General features: G+C 68.2%; 14 protein-coding genes. 5 read left to right on the top strand and 9 right to left on the bottom strand.

The window, feature by feature from the left end; genetic code table 11:
- Positions 1–4 precede the first annotated feature (4 nt).
- A complete protein-coding gene (locus B141_RS0132975) occupies positions 5–493 on the bottom strand; it encodes a PH domain-containing protein (RefSeq protein WP_051114250.1) in 489 nt (162 codons plus the stop codon).
- A 41-nt stretch (positions 494–534) separates the two neighbouring features.
- Here B141_RS0132975 and B141_RS0132970 point away from each other — a divergent pair, with 41 nt between their 5' ends.
- Together B141_RS0132970 and B141_RS0132965 are read left to right on the top strand one after the other, a co-directional pair.
- Entirely contained in the window at positions 535–1,782 is a 1,248-nt protein-coding gene (locus B141_RS0132970; RefSeq protein WP_020579454.1) for an NADH-quinone oxidoreductase subunit D, read from the top strand.
- A 307-nt stretch (positions 1,783–2,089) separates the two neighbouring features.
- A complete protein-coding gene (locus B141_RS0132965; RefSeq protein ID WP_020579453.1) occupies positions 2,090–3,838 on the top strand; it encodes an amidohydrolase in 1,749 nt (582 codons plus the stop codon).
- 422 nt (positions 3,839–4,260) lie between these two features.
- Here the strand turns inward: B141_RS0132965 and B141_RS0132960 are convergent, their stop codons facing one another.
- From B141_RS0132960 to folP, 5 genes are all read right to left on the bottom strand, one after another.
- On the bottom strand, positions 4,261–5,202 hold the full coding sequence (locus B141_RS0132960; RefSeq protein WP_020579452.1) for a hypothetical protein: 942 nt from the start codon (positions 5,200–5,202) through the stop codon (positions 4,261–4,263).
- Positions 5,203–5,320: 118 nt separating this feature from the next.
- A complete protein-coding gene (locus tag B141_RS44115) occupies positions 5,321–5,797 on the bottom strand; it encodes a DUF3180 domain-containing protein (protein ID WP_157181475.1) in 477 nt (158 codons plus the stop codon).
- Positions 5,798–5,802: 5 nt separating this feature from the next.
- Positions 5,803–6,369 (bottom strand): 2-amino-4-hydroxy-6-hydroxymethyldihydropteridine diphosphokinase, encoded by a 567-nt coding sequence (gene folK / locus B141_RS0132950; protein ID WP_020579450.1) that lies wholly within the window; start codon positions 6,367–6,369, stop codon positions 5,803–5,805.
- Positions 6,366–6,728: a dihydroneopterin aldolase gene (gene folB / locus B141_RS0132945; RefSeq protein WP_020579449.1), complete on the bottom strand. Its 363-nt coding sequence runs from the start codon at positions 6,726–6,728 to the stop codon at positions 6,366–6,368. Before folB ends, folK begins: the two co-directional genes overlap by 4 nt.
- 152 nt (positions 6,729–6,880) lie before the next feature.
- Positions 6,881–7,762, bottom strand: coding sequence for a dihydropteroate synthase (gene folP, locus B141_RS0132940; protein WP_040423015.1), 882 nt, complete (start codon positions 7,760–7,762; stop codon positions 6,881–6,883).
- A gap of 130 nt (positions 7,763–7,892) precedes the next feature.
- Here folP and B141_RS0132935 point away from each other — a divergent pair, with 130 nt between their 5' ends.
- Positions 7,893–9,014: an alpha/beta hydrolase gene (locus B141_RS0132935; RefSeq protein WP_020579447.1), complete on the top strand. Its 1,122-nt coding sequence runs from the start codon at positions 7,893–7,895 to the stop codon at positions 9,012–9,014.
- A 251-nt stretch (positions 9,015–9,265) separates the two neighbouring features.
- Positions 9,266–9,529 carry a DUF2795 domain-containing protein gene (locus tag B141_RS0132930; protein WP_020579446.1) on the top strand — a complete coding sequence of 88 codons (264 nt, stop codon included), beginning with the start codon at positions 9,266–9,268 and terminating at the stop codon, positions 9,527–9,529.
- Positions 9,530–9,676: 147 nt separating this feature from the next.
- Here the strand turns inward: B141_RS0132930 and folE are convergent, their stop codons facing one another.
- The 3 genes from folE to hpt form a co-directional block, all read right to left on the bottom strand.
- A complete protein-coding gene (folE, locus tag B141_RS0132925; protein ID WP_026257781.1) occupies positions 9,677–10,255 on the bottom strand; it encodes a GTP cyclohydrolase I FolE in 579 nt (192 codons plus the stop codon).
- Between the two features lie 89 nt (positions 10,256–10,344).
- Positions 10,345–12,378 (bottom strand): ATP-dependent zinc metalloprotease FtsH, encoded by a 2,034-nt coding sequence (gene ftsH / locus B141_RS0132915; protein ID WP_020579444.1) that lies wholly within the window; start codon positions 12,376–12,378, stop codon positions 10,345–10,347.
- 394 nt (positions 12,379–12,772) lie between these two features.
- Positions 12,773–13,333: a hypoxanthine phosphoribosyltransferase gene (gene hpt, locus B141_RS0132910; RefSeq protein WP_020579443.1), complete on the bottom strand. Its 561-nt coding sequence runs from the start codon at positions 13,331–13,333 to the stop codon at positions 12,773–12,775.
- Between the two features lie 337 nt (positions 13,334–13,670).
- On the opposite strand from hpt, the gene B141_RS0132905 reads away from it, so the two are divergent.
- The gene (locus tag B141_RS0132905) at positions 13,671–14,363 is read left to right on the top strand and encodes a type 1 glutamine amidotransferase domain-containing protein (RefSeq protein WP_020579442.1); all 693 of its coding nucleotides are present in this window, start codon (positions 13,671–13,673) and stop codon (positions 14,361–14,363) included.
- Positions 14,364–14,372 lie beyond the last annotated feature (9 nt).

Genomic DNA, 14,372 nt, shown 5'->3' with positions numbered 1-14,372 from the left:
TGGCTCATAGGCCCGCGGCCCGGGCCTCGCCGAGCGCCGCCAGCCGGTCTCGAAGGCGTTCGGCCTCTTCGGGCGTAAGGCCCGGGATCTCGGCGTCCGTCGCCGGGGTGGCCGTGTGTAGCTGCACCGTGGCGATACCGAACTTCCGCTCGACCGGTCCAGCCGTCACGTCCACGAACTGCATCCGGCCGTACGGAACGACCACCAGCGTCTTGAACAGCACGCCATGGGTGACAAGCAGGTCGTCTCCGCGCTCGGCGTACCCCCACGACTCCCAGTTGCGCCCGACGAGCCACCAGCCCCAGGCGAAGGCACCCGCGGCGACCACCACCGCGCCGGCGGCAAGCCACCAGTTCAGGAGCACGCCGATGGCGACGCCGCCGGCGAGCCCGCCCACGCCAAGCCAGAACGCGAGGAGCGCGCGCCGCAGTGAACGCAGCCGCGGTGACACTGGTTGCCACCGCTCCCCTGGCGGCGCGAACAGGCTGTCCATGAGGGGAGGTTATCTGGACGCGGGCGTGCGAGCATGGCGACGTGACGACCGAGCGGATTGTGAGCCTCGGAGCCGGGGCGGCCGGGCTGACCAGCACCGGCGCCGGCACGGGGACGCCAGCCAGTGGCCCGGGCGGCCCCCTGTCGTACGAACGCGGCGGCGGAGCCGAGCTCGCCACCCAGGACATGGTGCTCAACATCGGCCCGCAGCATCCCGCCACCCACGGGGTCCTGCGCCTGCGGCTGACTCTCGACGGCGAACGCATCGTCACCTGCGAGCCGATCATCGGCTACATGCACCGCGGCGCGGAGAAGCTGTTCGAGGTCCGCGACTACCGCCAGATCATCATGCTCGCCAACCGCCACGACTGGCTGTCGGCGTTCGCCAACGAGCTTGGTGTGGTGCTCGCGGTCGAACGCATGCTGGGCATGGAGGTGCCGGTCCGCGCGGTGTGGGCGCGCATGCTGCTCGCCGAACTCAACCGCATCCTCAACCACCTGATGTTCCTCGGCAGCTATCCGCTCGAGATAGGCGCGATCACGCCGATCTTCTATGCGTTCCGGGAACGCGAAACCCTGCAACAGGTGATGGAGGAGATCTCCGGCGGCCGGATGCACTACATGTTCAACCGCGTCGGCGGCCTGAAGGAGGACCTTCCCGCCGGGTGGCTCGATCGGGTGACGGCCGCCGTCACGGCGGTACGCCGGCGCCTTCCGGAGCTTACGAACCTCATCTTCGGCAACGAGATCTTCGCCGCCCGCACCCGTGGCGTCGGCGTCCTCTCGCCCGCACTCGTCCACGCCTACGGCGTTTCTGGCCCGATCGCCCGCGCGTCCGGTGTCGACTTCGACCTGCGCCGGGACGAGCCGTATCTCGCGTACACCGAGCTCTTCGGACCCGGGGGCCCCGGCCGGGTCGTCACCCGGAGCGAAGGTGACTGCTTCGCCCGCTTCTCCCTTCTCCGCGAGCAGGTTCAGGTGTCCCTGGATCTCGCGGAGGCCTGCGTCGACCGGCTGAGGTCCCTTCCGCCCGGCCCTGTCAACGTCCGCTTGCCCAAGATTCTCAAGGCGCCGGAGGGGCACACGTACGCCTGGACCGAAAGCCCGCTCGGCCTCAACGGCTACTTCCTCGTCTCGCGTGGGGAAAAGACACCGTGGCGGCTGAAGCTACGGTCCGCGTCGTTCAACAACATCGCGGTCCTGCCCGAACTCCTGCCGGGCTGCGTGATCGCCGACCTGGTGGCCATCCTGGGCTCGATGTTCTTCGTGGTCGGCGACATCGACAAGTAGGCTCCCGGGCCCGCGTATTGGGTCGGGGGCACCCTTGTACGGCTCTCTTGGCCAAGGGTGCCCCCGACCCAATACGCGCCGCCCTCTATCGCGGCTTCGCTTCGCGCGGCAACGGTTGGGTGTCCGAAGGATTACCTGAGGGCAACGCAGGCTGGCGGGGATCACGAGGAATTTAAGGTTCTCTCACTGTCCGGTGCCGGACCCTCACTATCCGTTGACGGGCTCGTGAATGGCTCCCTAGCGTCACAAGTGCGGGCCTGCGTTCGCAGGGAGCGCCGCGCGATCGTCGCCGGAGGTGCCTTGCTCGATGTGCGATCTCGACCACACGCATGACCACGGACCATCTCATCTGCTTGCCAACGGACCAGATCTGAACCGGCGGCAGATCCTGCAGATTCTCGGTGCGGCCGGAATCGGTGCGGCCAGCACTGGCCTCGCCGCCGATCCCGCCCACGCCGCCGCGACCACCCGCGCGCCAGCCGCGGCGCCCGCCGACAGCTACGAACCACGGACCGGACTCGCCAAGGACTCCCCGGCGAAGGACACCGCCCTGGCCTGGATCGACCGGAATGACAAGGCGATCCTCGCGCTCAACGACGAGATCTGGGACCACGCCGAGCTTTCGCTGCGGGAGTGGAAGTCCTCCGTCGCCGAGGCGGAGTTCCTTCGTAAGAACGGCTTCACCATCGAGTGGGGAGCGGCCGGTTTTCCGACCGCGTTCGTCGCCACCGCGAGCCACGGCAGCGGCAGGCCGGTCATCGGATTCAGCGGGGAGTACGACGCGCTCCCAGGGCTCTCGCAGAAACGCGGCGTCGGCGTGCACGATCCGCTCGACTACATCCACGACCCGTGGGCGCCAAGCTACGGACCCGGCCACGGCTGCGGCCACTGCGCACTCGGCTCCGCCGCCGCCGGTGCGGCCATCGCGGTATCGGAGGGCCTCCGCAAGAACCGCCTCGACGGCACGGTGAAGTTCTACGGCTCCACTGCCGAGGAACAGCTGATCGGCAAGGCGTACGCCGTCCAGCAGGGGGTCTACGACGGGCTCGACGCGATGATCGACTGGCACCCCGGCATGAGCAACTCCACCAGCTGGGGCACCAACTCCGCGCTCACCGCCGTGACGTTCACCTTCCTCGGCGTCTCCGGACATGGCGGCACCCCCCTTGGCAACAAGAGCGCCCTCGACGGCGTGATCATGCTCGCCACGATGACGGAGTTCCTGCGGGAGGAGAACATCGCGCCGTCCGGCCGCCTCCACTACGTCATCAACAACGGCGGCGACGCACCGAACGTCACTCCCGAGATCGCCGAGATCTCCTACTACGTACGCGAAGGCAGCCCGGCCCGGGTCAAGGCGCTCTTCGACAAGGTGGTCGCCTGTGCCGAGGGCGCCGCCAAGGCCAGCCAGACGGTGATGAGGTACCGCATCACCGCCGCCTGCTGGAACCGCCTGCCCTCCCGGTCGGCGGCCGAGCTCCTCCACGAGAACATGGTCAAGATCGGCTCGCCGACATTCACCGACGCCGACCAGAAGCTGGCCAAGCAGATCCAGTCCTCGCTCGGCATTCCCGAGAAGGGCCAGGCCACCGGAATCGAAGCCCTCCGGGCACCGAACCCGGTGTTCCTCGGCGGTGGCTCCACTGACGTCTCCGACATCAGCTGGCAGGTGCCCACGGTGAGTCTCGGTACCGCCGTCTCGCCCATCGGCTGCAAGTCCCACAACTGGGCGGTGGCCGCGAGCGCCGGCGCCCCCATGGGGCACAGCGCCCTGCTCATGGCGTCCCGCTACCTCGCGGCGACGGCGCTCGACCTCGTGACCCAACCCGAACGGCTCGCCGAGCTGAAGGCGGAGTTCGCCGAACGCACCAAGGGCGTGACGTGGAAGAGCTCGCTGCCCGAGGGCTTCGAGCCACCGATGTACGAGCCGCCGCAGAGTTTCCTCAAGCAGACGGGCCAGAGCTGGCCGCCGTCCAACATCACCTGGCCGCCGGAGCGGGTGGTGTCCCGGGAGAAGTTCTCCTCACTCGGACCCGAACTCGCGCCGCAGACCTGACCGCGCCCGCGCGGCATTGTGTGAAGGGAACGGAAGGCCACTTGGCGGAGGTATCTCGGCTTCTATGCCGACACACCTCCGCCAAGTAACCGCAACCTCGGTGGACGATCTCGCCTAGCGAGCACTCTCTTGGCCCACGCTTCATGCGGAACGTGGGCAACTTCCCCGAAATGATCTTGAGTCAACCCCAAGCCGCCCGATCCGCGAGACAAACAGGCCCGCCGCGGTAAAAGATCGTCTTTCATGATCAACTTGCAGAAGTCGCCCAGACTTCGCGCGAATCGTGGGCGATTTCCGCAAGTTGATCATGGTCCTGCTCGAGGGTCGCGCACCATGCGATATCGGCCACCGAGGTCACCTCGGCTTGGCGGCCGCCACCTGAGGCAATCCTGGCGATCCCCGCGCTGGGACCGTGATAAAGCTCAGGCGCCGCGGCGTTCGCTGGCTGCCTTTTCCGGCTCGGCGGCTTTGTCCTCGGCCGTTGCCTTTGCCGCGTCCTGCTCCTCGTCGGCGGCCAGGCGGGCCCGCACCTCCCAGGCCATCAGGTCGACGACCGTCGGCGCGTCCCGCAGGCTGTCCCACATCTCCGGCGCCTTGCTCGTGTCGCCGGCAGCGCCGTCCTTGGCCAACGGAATCGGGACCGCGGCCGCGCCGGCCTTGACCCTCTGGTCGGAGACCTCGTCGCCGGAATCCTTGGCGGCAGAATCCTGGTTGCCAGAGTCCGCGTCGCGCGACGCCTTGGCTGCCGGCGTCTCCTGGTCGTCCGCGTCCTGCTGAGCTGCTGCGGCGCCGGCCTCGACCTTCTCGTCCGAGGCCTTCTCGGCGGCCACCTCGATGGTCGCGCCCTGCGGCTTCGCGGCCTTCTCGTCCGAGGACTTCTCGGCCGCCACCTTGATCGTCGCGTCCTGCGGCTCGACAGCCTTCTCGTCGCCGCTCGCCTTCACCTCGACAGCGGGCACGGCCACCGTGACGGGCTTCTCGTCGACGAAGGGCTTCTCGTCCACAACCACGGAAGCCGCGGCTACCTCATCGACGTTCGCCGCTCTGCCGGCCTTGCGGCTCTGGTGCGCCTGGAGCGCGAACCCTTCCGCCATCACGCGAACGTGGGCGGCATACATCGCGGCGTACGAACGCGCCTGCGCCACCCGCTCGGCACCATGGGCACGACGGCTGCGGATCAGCTCGATATCGAAGACGGCCACCGCCAGAACTCCGGCGACCAGCGAGGCGACCGCCGCACCAGTCAGCATGGAGGTCTCGCCCTGGTAGACCGCGAAGAAAACAAAGGCCGCGGCCAGCAGGAGGACAGGAGTTGCCACCCACCGGGCGAGGTGTCGGATACGGTGATCACCGCTGCGTGCCATGCGCAGAGGTTACGGTTTGGGATGTCGATTGGCCAGGACATCCCCCTTTTCCGGAGAGTCGCATACGTAAGGTCCTGGACTCACCACGGAACAGTGATTTCCTGTCTCGCCCTGCGTACTACCGCTGCCGGTTGCGTTCGGCGTTCTCGTTCTCTTCGGGTCCCTTCGGAACCTTGCAGGCGCGTTCGAGAAGCAGTGCTCCCACGACGACCACGATCGCGGCGAGCGCTGTGACGCCGCCACGAATCACCCGGTCGCGACCGTCGGGAACGCCGTACTCAGGGAGGTAGCGCGCCGCGAAGCCCGCGTACACACCTGCCACCAGCGCGCCGACGAGCGCGCTCGCCTTGGCCAGGGCAAGTAGGCGAACGGCGGTCAGCCCGTCGACCGTCCGGCGCTTGCGATGGACGCGGTCGTACATGTACCACGCGCCGGCGAGCAGCAGCGCCGCAAAGAAGGCCAGCCCACCAGCGGCAGACCACGGCGCCCTTCCGACGATGGTGCCGGTCGCCTGCATCACGGCGACACCGCTCCAGCCGACGGCACCTCCCAGCAGGAGGAGGACGACGAGAAGCGTGAGACGAGTGGTGCGCACGGGGCTCACTCGAGCCTGAGCTCGAGACCGTCCACACGGGTGATCGTCCTGACGTCGACCCCGTGGGCAAGGTCGCCGACCCGCCCGTGCCCGGGGATCTCGCCATCGCCATCAACCGCGGACCATGGGACCACCACGAACGCCCGCTCATGCGCCCGTGGATGCGGGAGGACGAAGTCGTCCTCGTTGATCACCTTGTCGCCGACCACGACCAGGTCGACGTCAAGGGTGCGGGGCGCTCCGGGCTCGGTGCGGACCCGACCGAACGCGTCCTCGATCGCCAACGCGCGTTCGAGCAGGGTCCGTGCGTGCAGTGTCGAGTCGGCGACGACCACCGCGTTGAGGAAGTCGGGCGAGCCCTCCGGGGCACCAACCGGCGCGGTCTCGTACACCGGCGAGACACCCACGACCTCCACGTCCGGGGTGTCCGCGAGAGCGTTGAGGGCACCCTGAAGGTTGGCCGCACGGTCGCCAAGGTTGCTACCAAGCGCAAGGACCACACGCCTGATCGGGCGCAGACCGCCGGTCAACGTGTCGGCATCGATGATGTGTGGGTTGGGCGTCTCGGTCACGTGCGGCTCCGGTGAATGGTCACGGCGACGTCGTCGAGCTGCACGCCGACAGGCGCCTCGGGCTTGTGAATGGTGACCTCGACATCCGCGACGCTCGGCTGCTCGAGGCACACGTCGGCGACGCGCTGCGCCACCGTCTCGATGAGGTCCACGGGATCCTTGCTCACCGCGTCGGCGACCCGCGTCGCGAGAAGGGAATAGTCCACTGTCTGGGTCAGGTCGTCTGTGCGCGCCGCCGGACGGGTGTCGACTCCCAGCACCACGTCGATGACGAACGGCTGGCCGTTGGCGCGTTCCTCCGGATGGACGCCATGGTGTCCAAACACCCGGAGCCCCCGAAGCGTGATCTGGTCAGCCATCGCGTCCCTCCTTCCTGTCCTCTGTCACCAGAATCCCTCGGTCGCCGAGAATCCCTCGCACGACAGTACCGGCGGTCATATGTCTGACGACAACCAGAGGTACCCCCTTTCTTCCGATCCGCCGTGAGATGCCGGCTTCCGCCGCGACGATGTTAGGGGCTGGTACCCGCCTCCTCGGCACCCCAACGGGCCGCGACCTTCACCGCGTCCAGCGTCGGGCGGACCGCGTGGGCACGGACGCACCACACCCCGGCCCGAGCGGCGAGAACGGCGATCGCCACGCTGGCGTCGTCGCGCTCGACCGTACGCCGCGGCCGGCCGGTCGCGGGGTCGGAGAGCAGAGTCCCGAGGAACGTCTTGCGGGACGCGGCGAGCAGCACCGGGTGGCCAACCGCGGTCAGCCGGTCGAGGGCGGCGAGGAGAGTCCAGTTGTGCTCCCCGGTCTTCGCGAAGCCCAGGCCAGGGTCGATCGCGATCCGTTCAGCCGGAATTCCCGCTGCGTACGCCGCCTCGGCCCGAGAACGCAGCCCCTTGATCACCTCCGCCACCACGTCGTCGTAGACCGCCCTGCTCTGCATCTGGTCTGAGAACCCCCGCCAGTGCATGCTGACGTACGCCACCCCCGACGACGCCACCATCGGCAGCATCTCCGGGTCAGCCAGGCCGCCGGACACGTCATTGACCAGAACCGCACCCGCCTCGATCGCCTCGTGGGCGACCCGCGCGCGCATCGTGTCGATCGACACCTGGGCGCCGGCCTCGACAAGGGCGCGTACGACAGGGATGACGCGGCGCAACTCCTCCTGCTCCGACGGCCGGGCGGCGCCGGGCCGGGTCGACTCGCCTCCGACGTCGATGAGGTCGGCCCCCTCGGCCAACAGCTCATGGCCGTGGGCGATCGCGCGCTCGGGCTCGAGCCACAGACCTCCGTCGGAGAACGAGTCGGGGGTGACGTTGAGCACTCCCATCACCAGTGCCCGAGGAGGCGTGGGAAGCCCAGCCACAGAGCCCTTCGGAACGCCGTTCACTCCCATATCCTCCTCCCCTCCGCGGACGCTTCCGCTCCGGGCCTGGCCGACCAACGGCGGCTGGGACGCTTGACGGGACTCACCAGGTCGACGACGTTCAGCGCGACACCGCCGGCAACCACTCAGGAGGCCGCTTATGACGTCGCCACGTCGCTTCGAACCACCGCGTACGCGTTCCGCTGGGTGGGATCCGACCCCCACGGGCTTCGCCCGCAGGGCCCACCGCCCGCTCGGCGCGATCGTAGAGCGTCCCATGCGGGCGCCGTTCGTCGCCGTACTCCTCCTTTGCCTGTTCATGATCGCGGGACTGCTCAGCACCGGCACCGCGCGGGCGGGGGCCGAGGACGCCTCCGGCGAACGCCCGCCGGTTCCGGTCCAGGCGAGCAACGGCGCGAGAGTCGTCGACGAGGTACGCGTCGCCGCCAACCTGGTCGACCTGACGATCTCCTCCCCCGCCCTCGCCACGACCGCCAAGGTCCGGTTGCTGACTCCCGACGGCTGGGAGAACCGCCGTCCAGGCCAGCGGTGGCCGGTGCTCTTCCTACTGCACGGATGCTGCGCCAGCTACCTCAGCTGGACCCGGAGCACCGACGTCGCCTCCATCCCCGAACTCCGTGGCGTTCTCGTGGTGATGCCCGAGGCCGGCCGAGCGGGCTTTTACAGCGACTGGTGGAACGCCGGAGCCGGCGGGCCGCCCGCATGGGAGACGTTCCACCTCACGGAGGTCCGCCAGATCCTGGAACGCGGGTACGGCGCGAGCAACCACCGGGTGATCGCCGGCCTGTCGATGGGTGGGTTCGGTGCGCTGTCGTACGCCGCTCGGAACCCCGGGATGTTCCGCGCCGCGGCGTCGTACAGCGGCGTCGTGGACACCCGCCACACGCCCGGCGCCTCCGATCTCGCCCTCTCCATCGCGGCGAGCAACGTGCCGGACCCGCTGGCGCTGTGGGGCGATCCGGACGCGCAGGCTGGGATCTGGGCCGCGCACAACCCGGTTGACCTGGCCGCTCGGCTCCGGAACCTGCCGGTCTATCTCTCCTGCGGGAACGGCGAGGCCGGACCGTTCGACCCACCCGATGCCACCAGCTCGCTCGAGACGTTGCTGGAGTCGGAGAACCGCCTGCTGTCCGAACGCCTGACCCGGCTGGGCGCCCGCCACCTGGTGACCAACTTCTACGGACCTGGCACCCACGGCTGGCGTTACTGGGAACGCCAGCTGCATCGGTCCCTGCCCATGCTGCTCGCTGCCCTGCGGTGACCCCTGCAATTGCGCTGGGGTGCGGCTGCCGCGCTGCGGGTGTGGGGCCGCTGTGGAGGAGCGCTTGGACGGCAAAACGCCGGCTTTATCACAGTCCGTGAGATTCTCCGAGCGTTCACCACGATGTCGCGGCAATTTTTCGGGTTCAGCCGTAGCCTGAAGGAGGGTTCGCGCGTTGACTCAGGGTGAGGGATGGGTCACCTAGCTCGGACAGGCCGCCGGATAGGCCGCCGGCCGCTGAAAGGAGCTTCATGAGCACCGCCACCGTCGACATCGCCGTTGCCCCTGCGGTTGATGTCGCGACCACCGAGCCCGTCACCCGGGTCGAGATCCTCGACGTCCTCGACGACGCGTTCGCAGTCGGCCCCGCCTCTCGCGGGCAACTGGTGGGCGTCGCCCGCGCCCAGGGCGCCCGAGCAGAGCTTGTCGCCCTGCTTGAAGAACTCCCCGACCGTCAGTACGTCCACCAGCGCCAGCTCTGGGTTCACCTGCCCAACGTGCCGGTCGGGCTCTAACCTCACAGAGGTTCTCGAACAGACGCCCCGGTTGGCGGTTCCCCTACGGGACCCGCCGCCGGGGCGTCTGGTTGTGGCACGTACGCGGATCGGTCAGGCACGGCGGAGCTGTCAGGCGCCACGGAGCTGTCAGGCACGGCGGAGCTGTCAGGCGCCGATGATCAGGCTCATCGCCTCGGCCCGGGTCGCGGGGTCGCGAAGCTGGCCGCGCACCGCGGAGGTCACGGTCTTGGCGCCCGGCTTGCGGACTCCTCGCATCGTCATGCACAGGTGCTCGCACTCGATCACGACGATCACGCCGCGGGGCTCGAGGATGCGGACCAGCGAGTCGGCGATCTGGGTGGTCAGGCGTTCCTGCACCTGCGGCCGCTTGGCGAAGACGTCGACCAGCCGGGCGAGCTTGGACAGGCCGGTGATCTGGCCTCGGTCGTTAGGGACGTAGCCGATGTGTGCGACGCCGGTGAACGGCACCAGGTGGTGTTCGCACACTGACCAGACCTCGATGTCCTTGACGAGCACCATCTCGTCGTGGCCGAGGTCGAACGTCGTCGAGAGCACGGCGTCAGGCGTCATCCGCAGCCCCGCGAACATCTCGGCGTACGCGCGAGCCACCCGGGCAGGCGTCTCCTTCAGGCCCTCCCGATCGGGGTCCTCGCCGACGGCCACGAGGAGCTCGCGGATCGCGCGCTCAGCACGCTCGTGGTCGAACGGCGGGACCTCGGTCATCTCGCGAAGGTCAATCGGGACACTCACCGCAGTCCCACCCTCCCGTCGGAGGCCGTGGTCGCGAGCGACTTCCCCTTGGAGTTAGCCATCTAGGCCCGGGGGGAGCCGGAGTTGGGGTTGGGTTCGCCTTGCGAGCGACCCTCCTGGACGTCGGGCTCACCTTCGGGTGCCGGGGCGATCACCAATCCGCCTTCGGGGTTCTGGCCGTTGGGCGAGATCGACTTCGGCACCTCCACCGGCGGGACCTCCGATGGACGCCGGGTGGGCGAGCCGGTCCACGCGGGCCGCTCAGGACGCCGCCGGATCGAGGCGAACACCTGCTCGACCTGTGCCTTGTCGAGGGTCTCCTTCTCGAACAGCTCCAGCACGAGGCTGTCGAGGATGTCGCGGTTGTCGACCAGGATGTCGAACGCCTCCTGGTGCGCGGTGTCGACGAGCCGGCGTACCTCCTCGTCGACCAGCGCGGCAACCTCCTCGGAGTAGTTGCGCTGGTGGCCGAGGTCGCGGCCGAGGAAGGGTTCGCTGTTGTTCTCGCCGAACCTGATCGCGCCCAGACGCTCGGTCATGCCGTACTGCGTGACCATCGCCCGCGCGAGCGCCGACGCCTTCTCGATGTCGTTGGCCGCGCCAGTCGTCGGGTCGTGGAAGACCAGCTCCTCCGCGGCCCGGCCGCCCAACATGTACGCGAGCTTGTCGAGCATCTCCGAACGCGTGGTGCTGTATTTGTCTTCGTCGGGCAGCACCATGGTGTAGCCGAGGGCCCGGCCGCGCGGAAGGATCGTGACCTTGTGCACCGGGTCGGTGCCCGGCAGCGCCGCCGCGACGAGAGCGTGCCCGCCCTCGTGGTAAGCGGTGATCTTCCTTTCCTTCTCGCTCATCAGGCGGGTGCGCTTCTGCGGACCCGCGATGACCCGGTCGATCGCCTCGTCGAGGGCCTCGTCGTCGATGAGCTTCTTGTTTTGGCGGGCGGTGAGCAGGGCCGCCTCGTTGAGGACGTTCGCGAGGTCCGCGCCGCTGAAGCCGGGGGTCCGCCGGGCGACCGCGAGGAGGTCGACGCCAGGAGCGACGGGCTTGCCGCGCGCGTGCACCTGGAGGATCTTGTTGCGGCCGACCAGGTCGGGGGCCTCGACACTGATCTGCCGGTCGAACCGGCCCGGACGCAGCAGCGCCGGGTCAAGGATGTCGGGGCGGTTGGTGGCGGCGATGAGGATGACACCACCACGGACGTCGAAGCCGTCCATCTCGACCAGCAGCTGGTTGAGGGTCTGCTCGCGCTCGTCGTGGCCACCGCCGAGGCCCGCACCACGGTGCCGACCAACGGCGTCGATCTCGTCGATGAACACGATCGCCGGCGCATTGGCCTTGGCCTGCTCGAACAGGTCACGGACCCGGGAGGCACCGACACCCACGAACATCTCGACGAAGTCGGAACCGGAGATCGAGTAGAAGGGAACGCCGGCCTCACCAGCCACCGCGCGGGCGAGGAGGGTCTTGCCGGTCCCCGGCTGGCCGTACAACAGCACGCCCTTGGGGATCTTGGCGCCAACTGCCTGGAACTTCGCCGGCTCCTGCAGGAACTCCTTGATCTCGCCGAGTTCCTCGATCGCCTCGTCACACCCGGCCACGTCAGCGAAGGTGGTCTTGGGGGTGTCCTTGCTGATCAGCTTGGCCTTGGACTTGCCGAAGTTCATCACCCGGCTGCCGCCGCCCTGGAACTGGTTCATCAGGAACAGGAACAACAGCGCGATCAGGATGAACGGCAACAAGGTGGAGATCAGTGAGCCGATCAGACTGGGCTGCGCGATCTCGACGTTGTAGCCCTGAGGCAGCTTCTTCTGGTCAGCCTTCTGCTGCAGCAGCTTCTGCAACTCGAGGTCCTGACCGTTGACCCACGCGGCAGTGAACTTCTCGCCGCTCTTGGTCGTGATCCGGATCTCCTGGTCGGTGCCGCCGACAATGACGGCGGAAGCGACCTTGTCGTTCCTGATCTGGTCGACCACCTTGTAGGTGTCTTCCGGCTTGAAACCGCCCGATCGGGTGATCAGATCTCCGACGAGCAGGATCACGATGATGAGTACGGCGATCCAGAAGATCGGCCCGCGGAAGAATCGCTTGACGTCCATACTCCCGAGGCTTGCGGCCCCGTCCCTCCTGCTCATCAGCCCGCAGCGCCCATCGGCGCTGCGGCGCACCAGAACAACAGTCCCGCGAACGGTGATCGCACCGCTCTCGCCCCACACGCCGTGGGGAGAGTACGACCGTACACGGGCCTGATCGCTGGCGCGGACGCGGCGTACTCTGGCTTACCCTTCTCACCTTCGCAACGACGCAGGTCAGGCCGAGTGTTCCCAAGCTCGTGGGACAAGCGTCCCCCGGAGCCATAAATAGGGTCTACCTACCCACGGACCCGTCTCTCGACACCTCGACGATCAACGGCCGGTTACCCGCGCGCGGTCAACGGTAGCGGTGTCGGCGTACGGACGCCGCGTCACCCGGCCCTCCGGCGGTCGCGGTCTGTCAGCCGGCGTCGGAGTAGACGTGCGGCGCGAGGGTGCCGACACATCGCAGGTTGCGGTACTTCTCTCCGTAGTCGAGGCCGTATCCCACGACGAACTCGTCCGGAATGTCGAAGCCGACGTACTTGACCGAGACCGCCATCTTCACGGCTTCCGGCTTGCGCAACAGCGTGCAGATCTCGACCGAGGCGGCGCCCCTCGACCGGAGGTTGGCGACCAGCCACGACAGGGTGAGCCCGGTGTCGATGATGTCCTCGACGATCAGGACGTCCCGACCGGTGATGTCGGTGTCGAGGTCCTTCAGGATCCGTACGACACCTGAGGACTGCGTGCCTGAGCCGTAAGAGGAGTACGCCACCCAGTCCATCTCGACGTGGCGGTCGAGGGCCCGCGCGAAGTCGGCCATCACCATGACGGCACCCTTGAGGACCCCTACGAGCAGGACGTCACGGCCGTCGTAATCCTTCTCGACCGCGGCCGCGAGCTCGCGGATCTTGGCCTGGATCTGGTCCTCGGAGATCAGGACGGCCTTCAGGTCATGGTCGATCTGGTCAGGGTCCACCAAGGTCTCCGCGGGGTCTTCTCGATACGGGCAGGTGACGCCGGGCCGTGCCGCCCTGAGGGACAGCGCGCGAAGGGCACGACGAACCTCGAACTCCCCACGCATGGAAGGGCGCAGGCCCAGCTCGAGGCCAGCGTGCCACAGCCAGGTGCGAGCAGCGCGGCGGCCCCGGTCCCGTCCTTCGGCGCCATTAGACTGGCAAGGCGCGCGAGTGCGGCACTCCCACCTCAGGCAGTGATGACCGCGAGCGCCGTACCTGGCGCCGCAGTCCACGTGCACCCATTCGGCCTATGGAATTGCAGGCATACGGCCGGACTGTGACGACGAGGTGATTTCCGTGGCAAGGATCCTGTTCGTGATGACCGGAGCGAGTTATTGGACGCTCAGAGACGGCACCAGGCATCCGACCGGCTACTGGGCCGAAGAGTTCGCGGCCCCCTACAGTGCGCTCACCGGGGCCGGCCATGAGGTCGTGGTGGCCACCCCTAACGGCGTTGTGCCGTACGTGGACGTGATGAGTCTGCGCCCCTCGATGGCCGGCAGTGAGCAGATCGCCCTTGAGCAGGAGGGAACCCTGCGGTCCGCCGAGGAACTCCGGCGGCCGATCGAGCTGGCGAGCGCCCGGCTGGAGGACTACGACGCCGTCTACTATCCGGGTGGCCACGGTCCGATGGAGGACCTGTGGGTCAACGCCGACTCGGGCCGGCTGCTGACCGCGGCGCTCGCCTCGGGCAAGCCCCTTGCCATCGTCTGCCACGCGCCCGCTGCCATGCTGGCCGCCCGACGTCACGGCGTTTCACCTTTCGCCGGCTACCGGGTCACGGCCTACACCAACGACGAAGAAGACGCCGTCGGGTTGGCCGCAAAAGCCAGGTGGCTGCTTGAGGACGAACTCATCAACATGGGCGTCCACTTCAGCCGCGGCGAGATCTGGAAGCCGTACACAGTCGAGGATCGCAACCTACGCACCGGGCAGAACCCCGCCTCCGCCGCGCCCCTGGCACAAGAACTCCTCAAGGTGCTCAAGTAAAGCCCGCTG

Source organism: Actinopolymorpha alba DSM 45243, from assembly GCF_000373925.1.
Classification (GTDB): domain Bacteria; phylum Actinomycetota; class Actinomycetes; order Propionibacteriales; family Actinopolymorphaceae; genus Actinopolymorpha; species Actinopolymorpha alba.
Note: the sequence above shows the minus strand (reverse complement) of the source record. Positions and strands in the feature narration are given on the sequence as shown.

What these genes read in the sequence shown, in the direction of transcription:
- B141_RS0132975 (WP_051114250.1), bottom strand. Translation starts at nt 493, where the DNA reads ATGGACAGCCTGTTCGCGCCGCCAGGGGAGCGGTGGCAACCAGTGTCA.
- B141_RS0132965 (WP_020579453.1), top strand. Translation starts at nt 2,090, where the DNA reads ATGTGCGATCTCGACCACACGCATGACCACGGACCATCTCATCTGCTT.
- B141_RS0132960 (WP_020579452.1), bottom strand. Translation starts at nt 5,202, where the DNA reads ATGGCACGCAGCGGTGATCACCGTATCCGACACCTCGCCCGGTGGGTG.
- folB (WP_020579449.1), bottom strand. Translation starts at nt 6,728, where the DNA reads ATGGCTGACCAGATCACGCTTCGGGGGCTCCGGGTGTTTGGACACCAT.
- folP (WP_040423015.1), bottom strand. Translation starts at nt 7,762, where the DNA reads ATGGGAGTGAACGGCGTTCCGAAGGGCTCTGTGGCTGGGCTTCCCACG.
- B141_RS0132935 (WP_020579447.1), top strand. Translation starts at nt 7,893, where the DNA reads ATGACGTCGCCACGTCGCTTCGAACCACCGCGTACGCGTTCCGCTGGG.
- B141_RS0132930 (WP_020579446.1), top strand. Translation starts at nt 9,266, where the DNA reads ATGAGCACCGCCACCGTCGACATCGCCGTTGCCCCTGCGGTTGATGTC.
- folE (WP_026257781.1), bottom strand. Translation starts at nt 10,255, where the DNA reads ATGACCGAGGTCCCGCCGTTCGACCACGAGCGTGCTGAGCGCGCGATC.
- ftsH (WP_020579444.1), bottom strand. Translation starts at nt 12,378, where the DNA reads ATGGACGTCAAGCGATTCTTCCGCGGGCCGATCTTCTGGATCGCCGTA.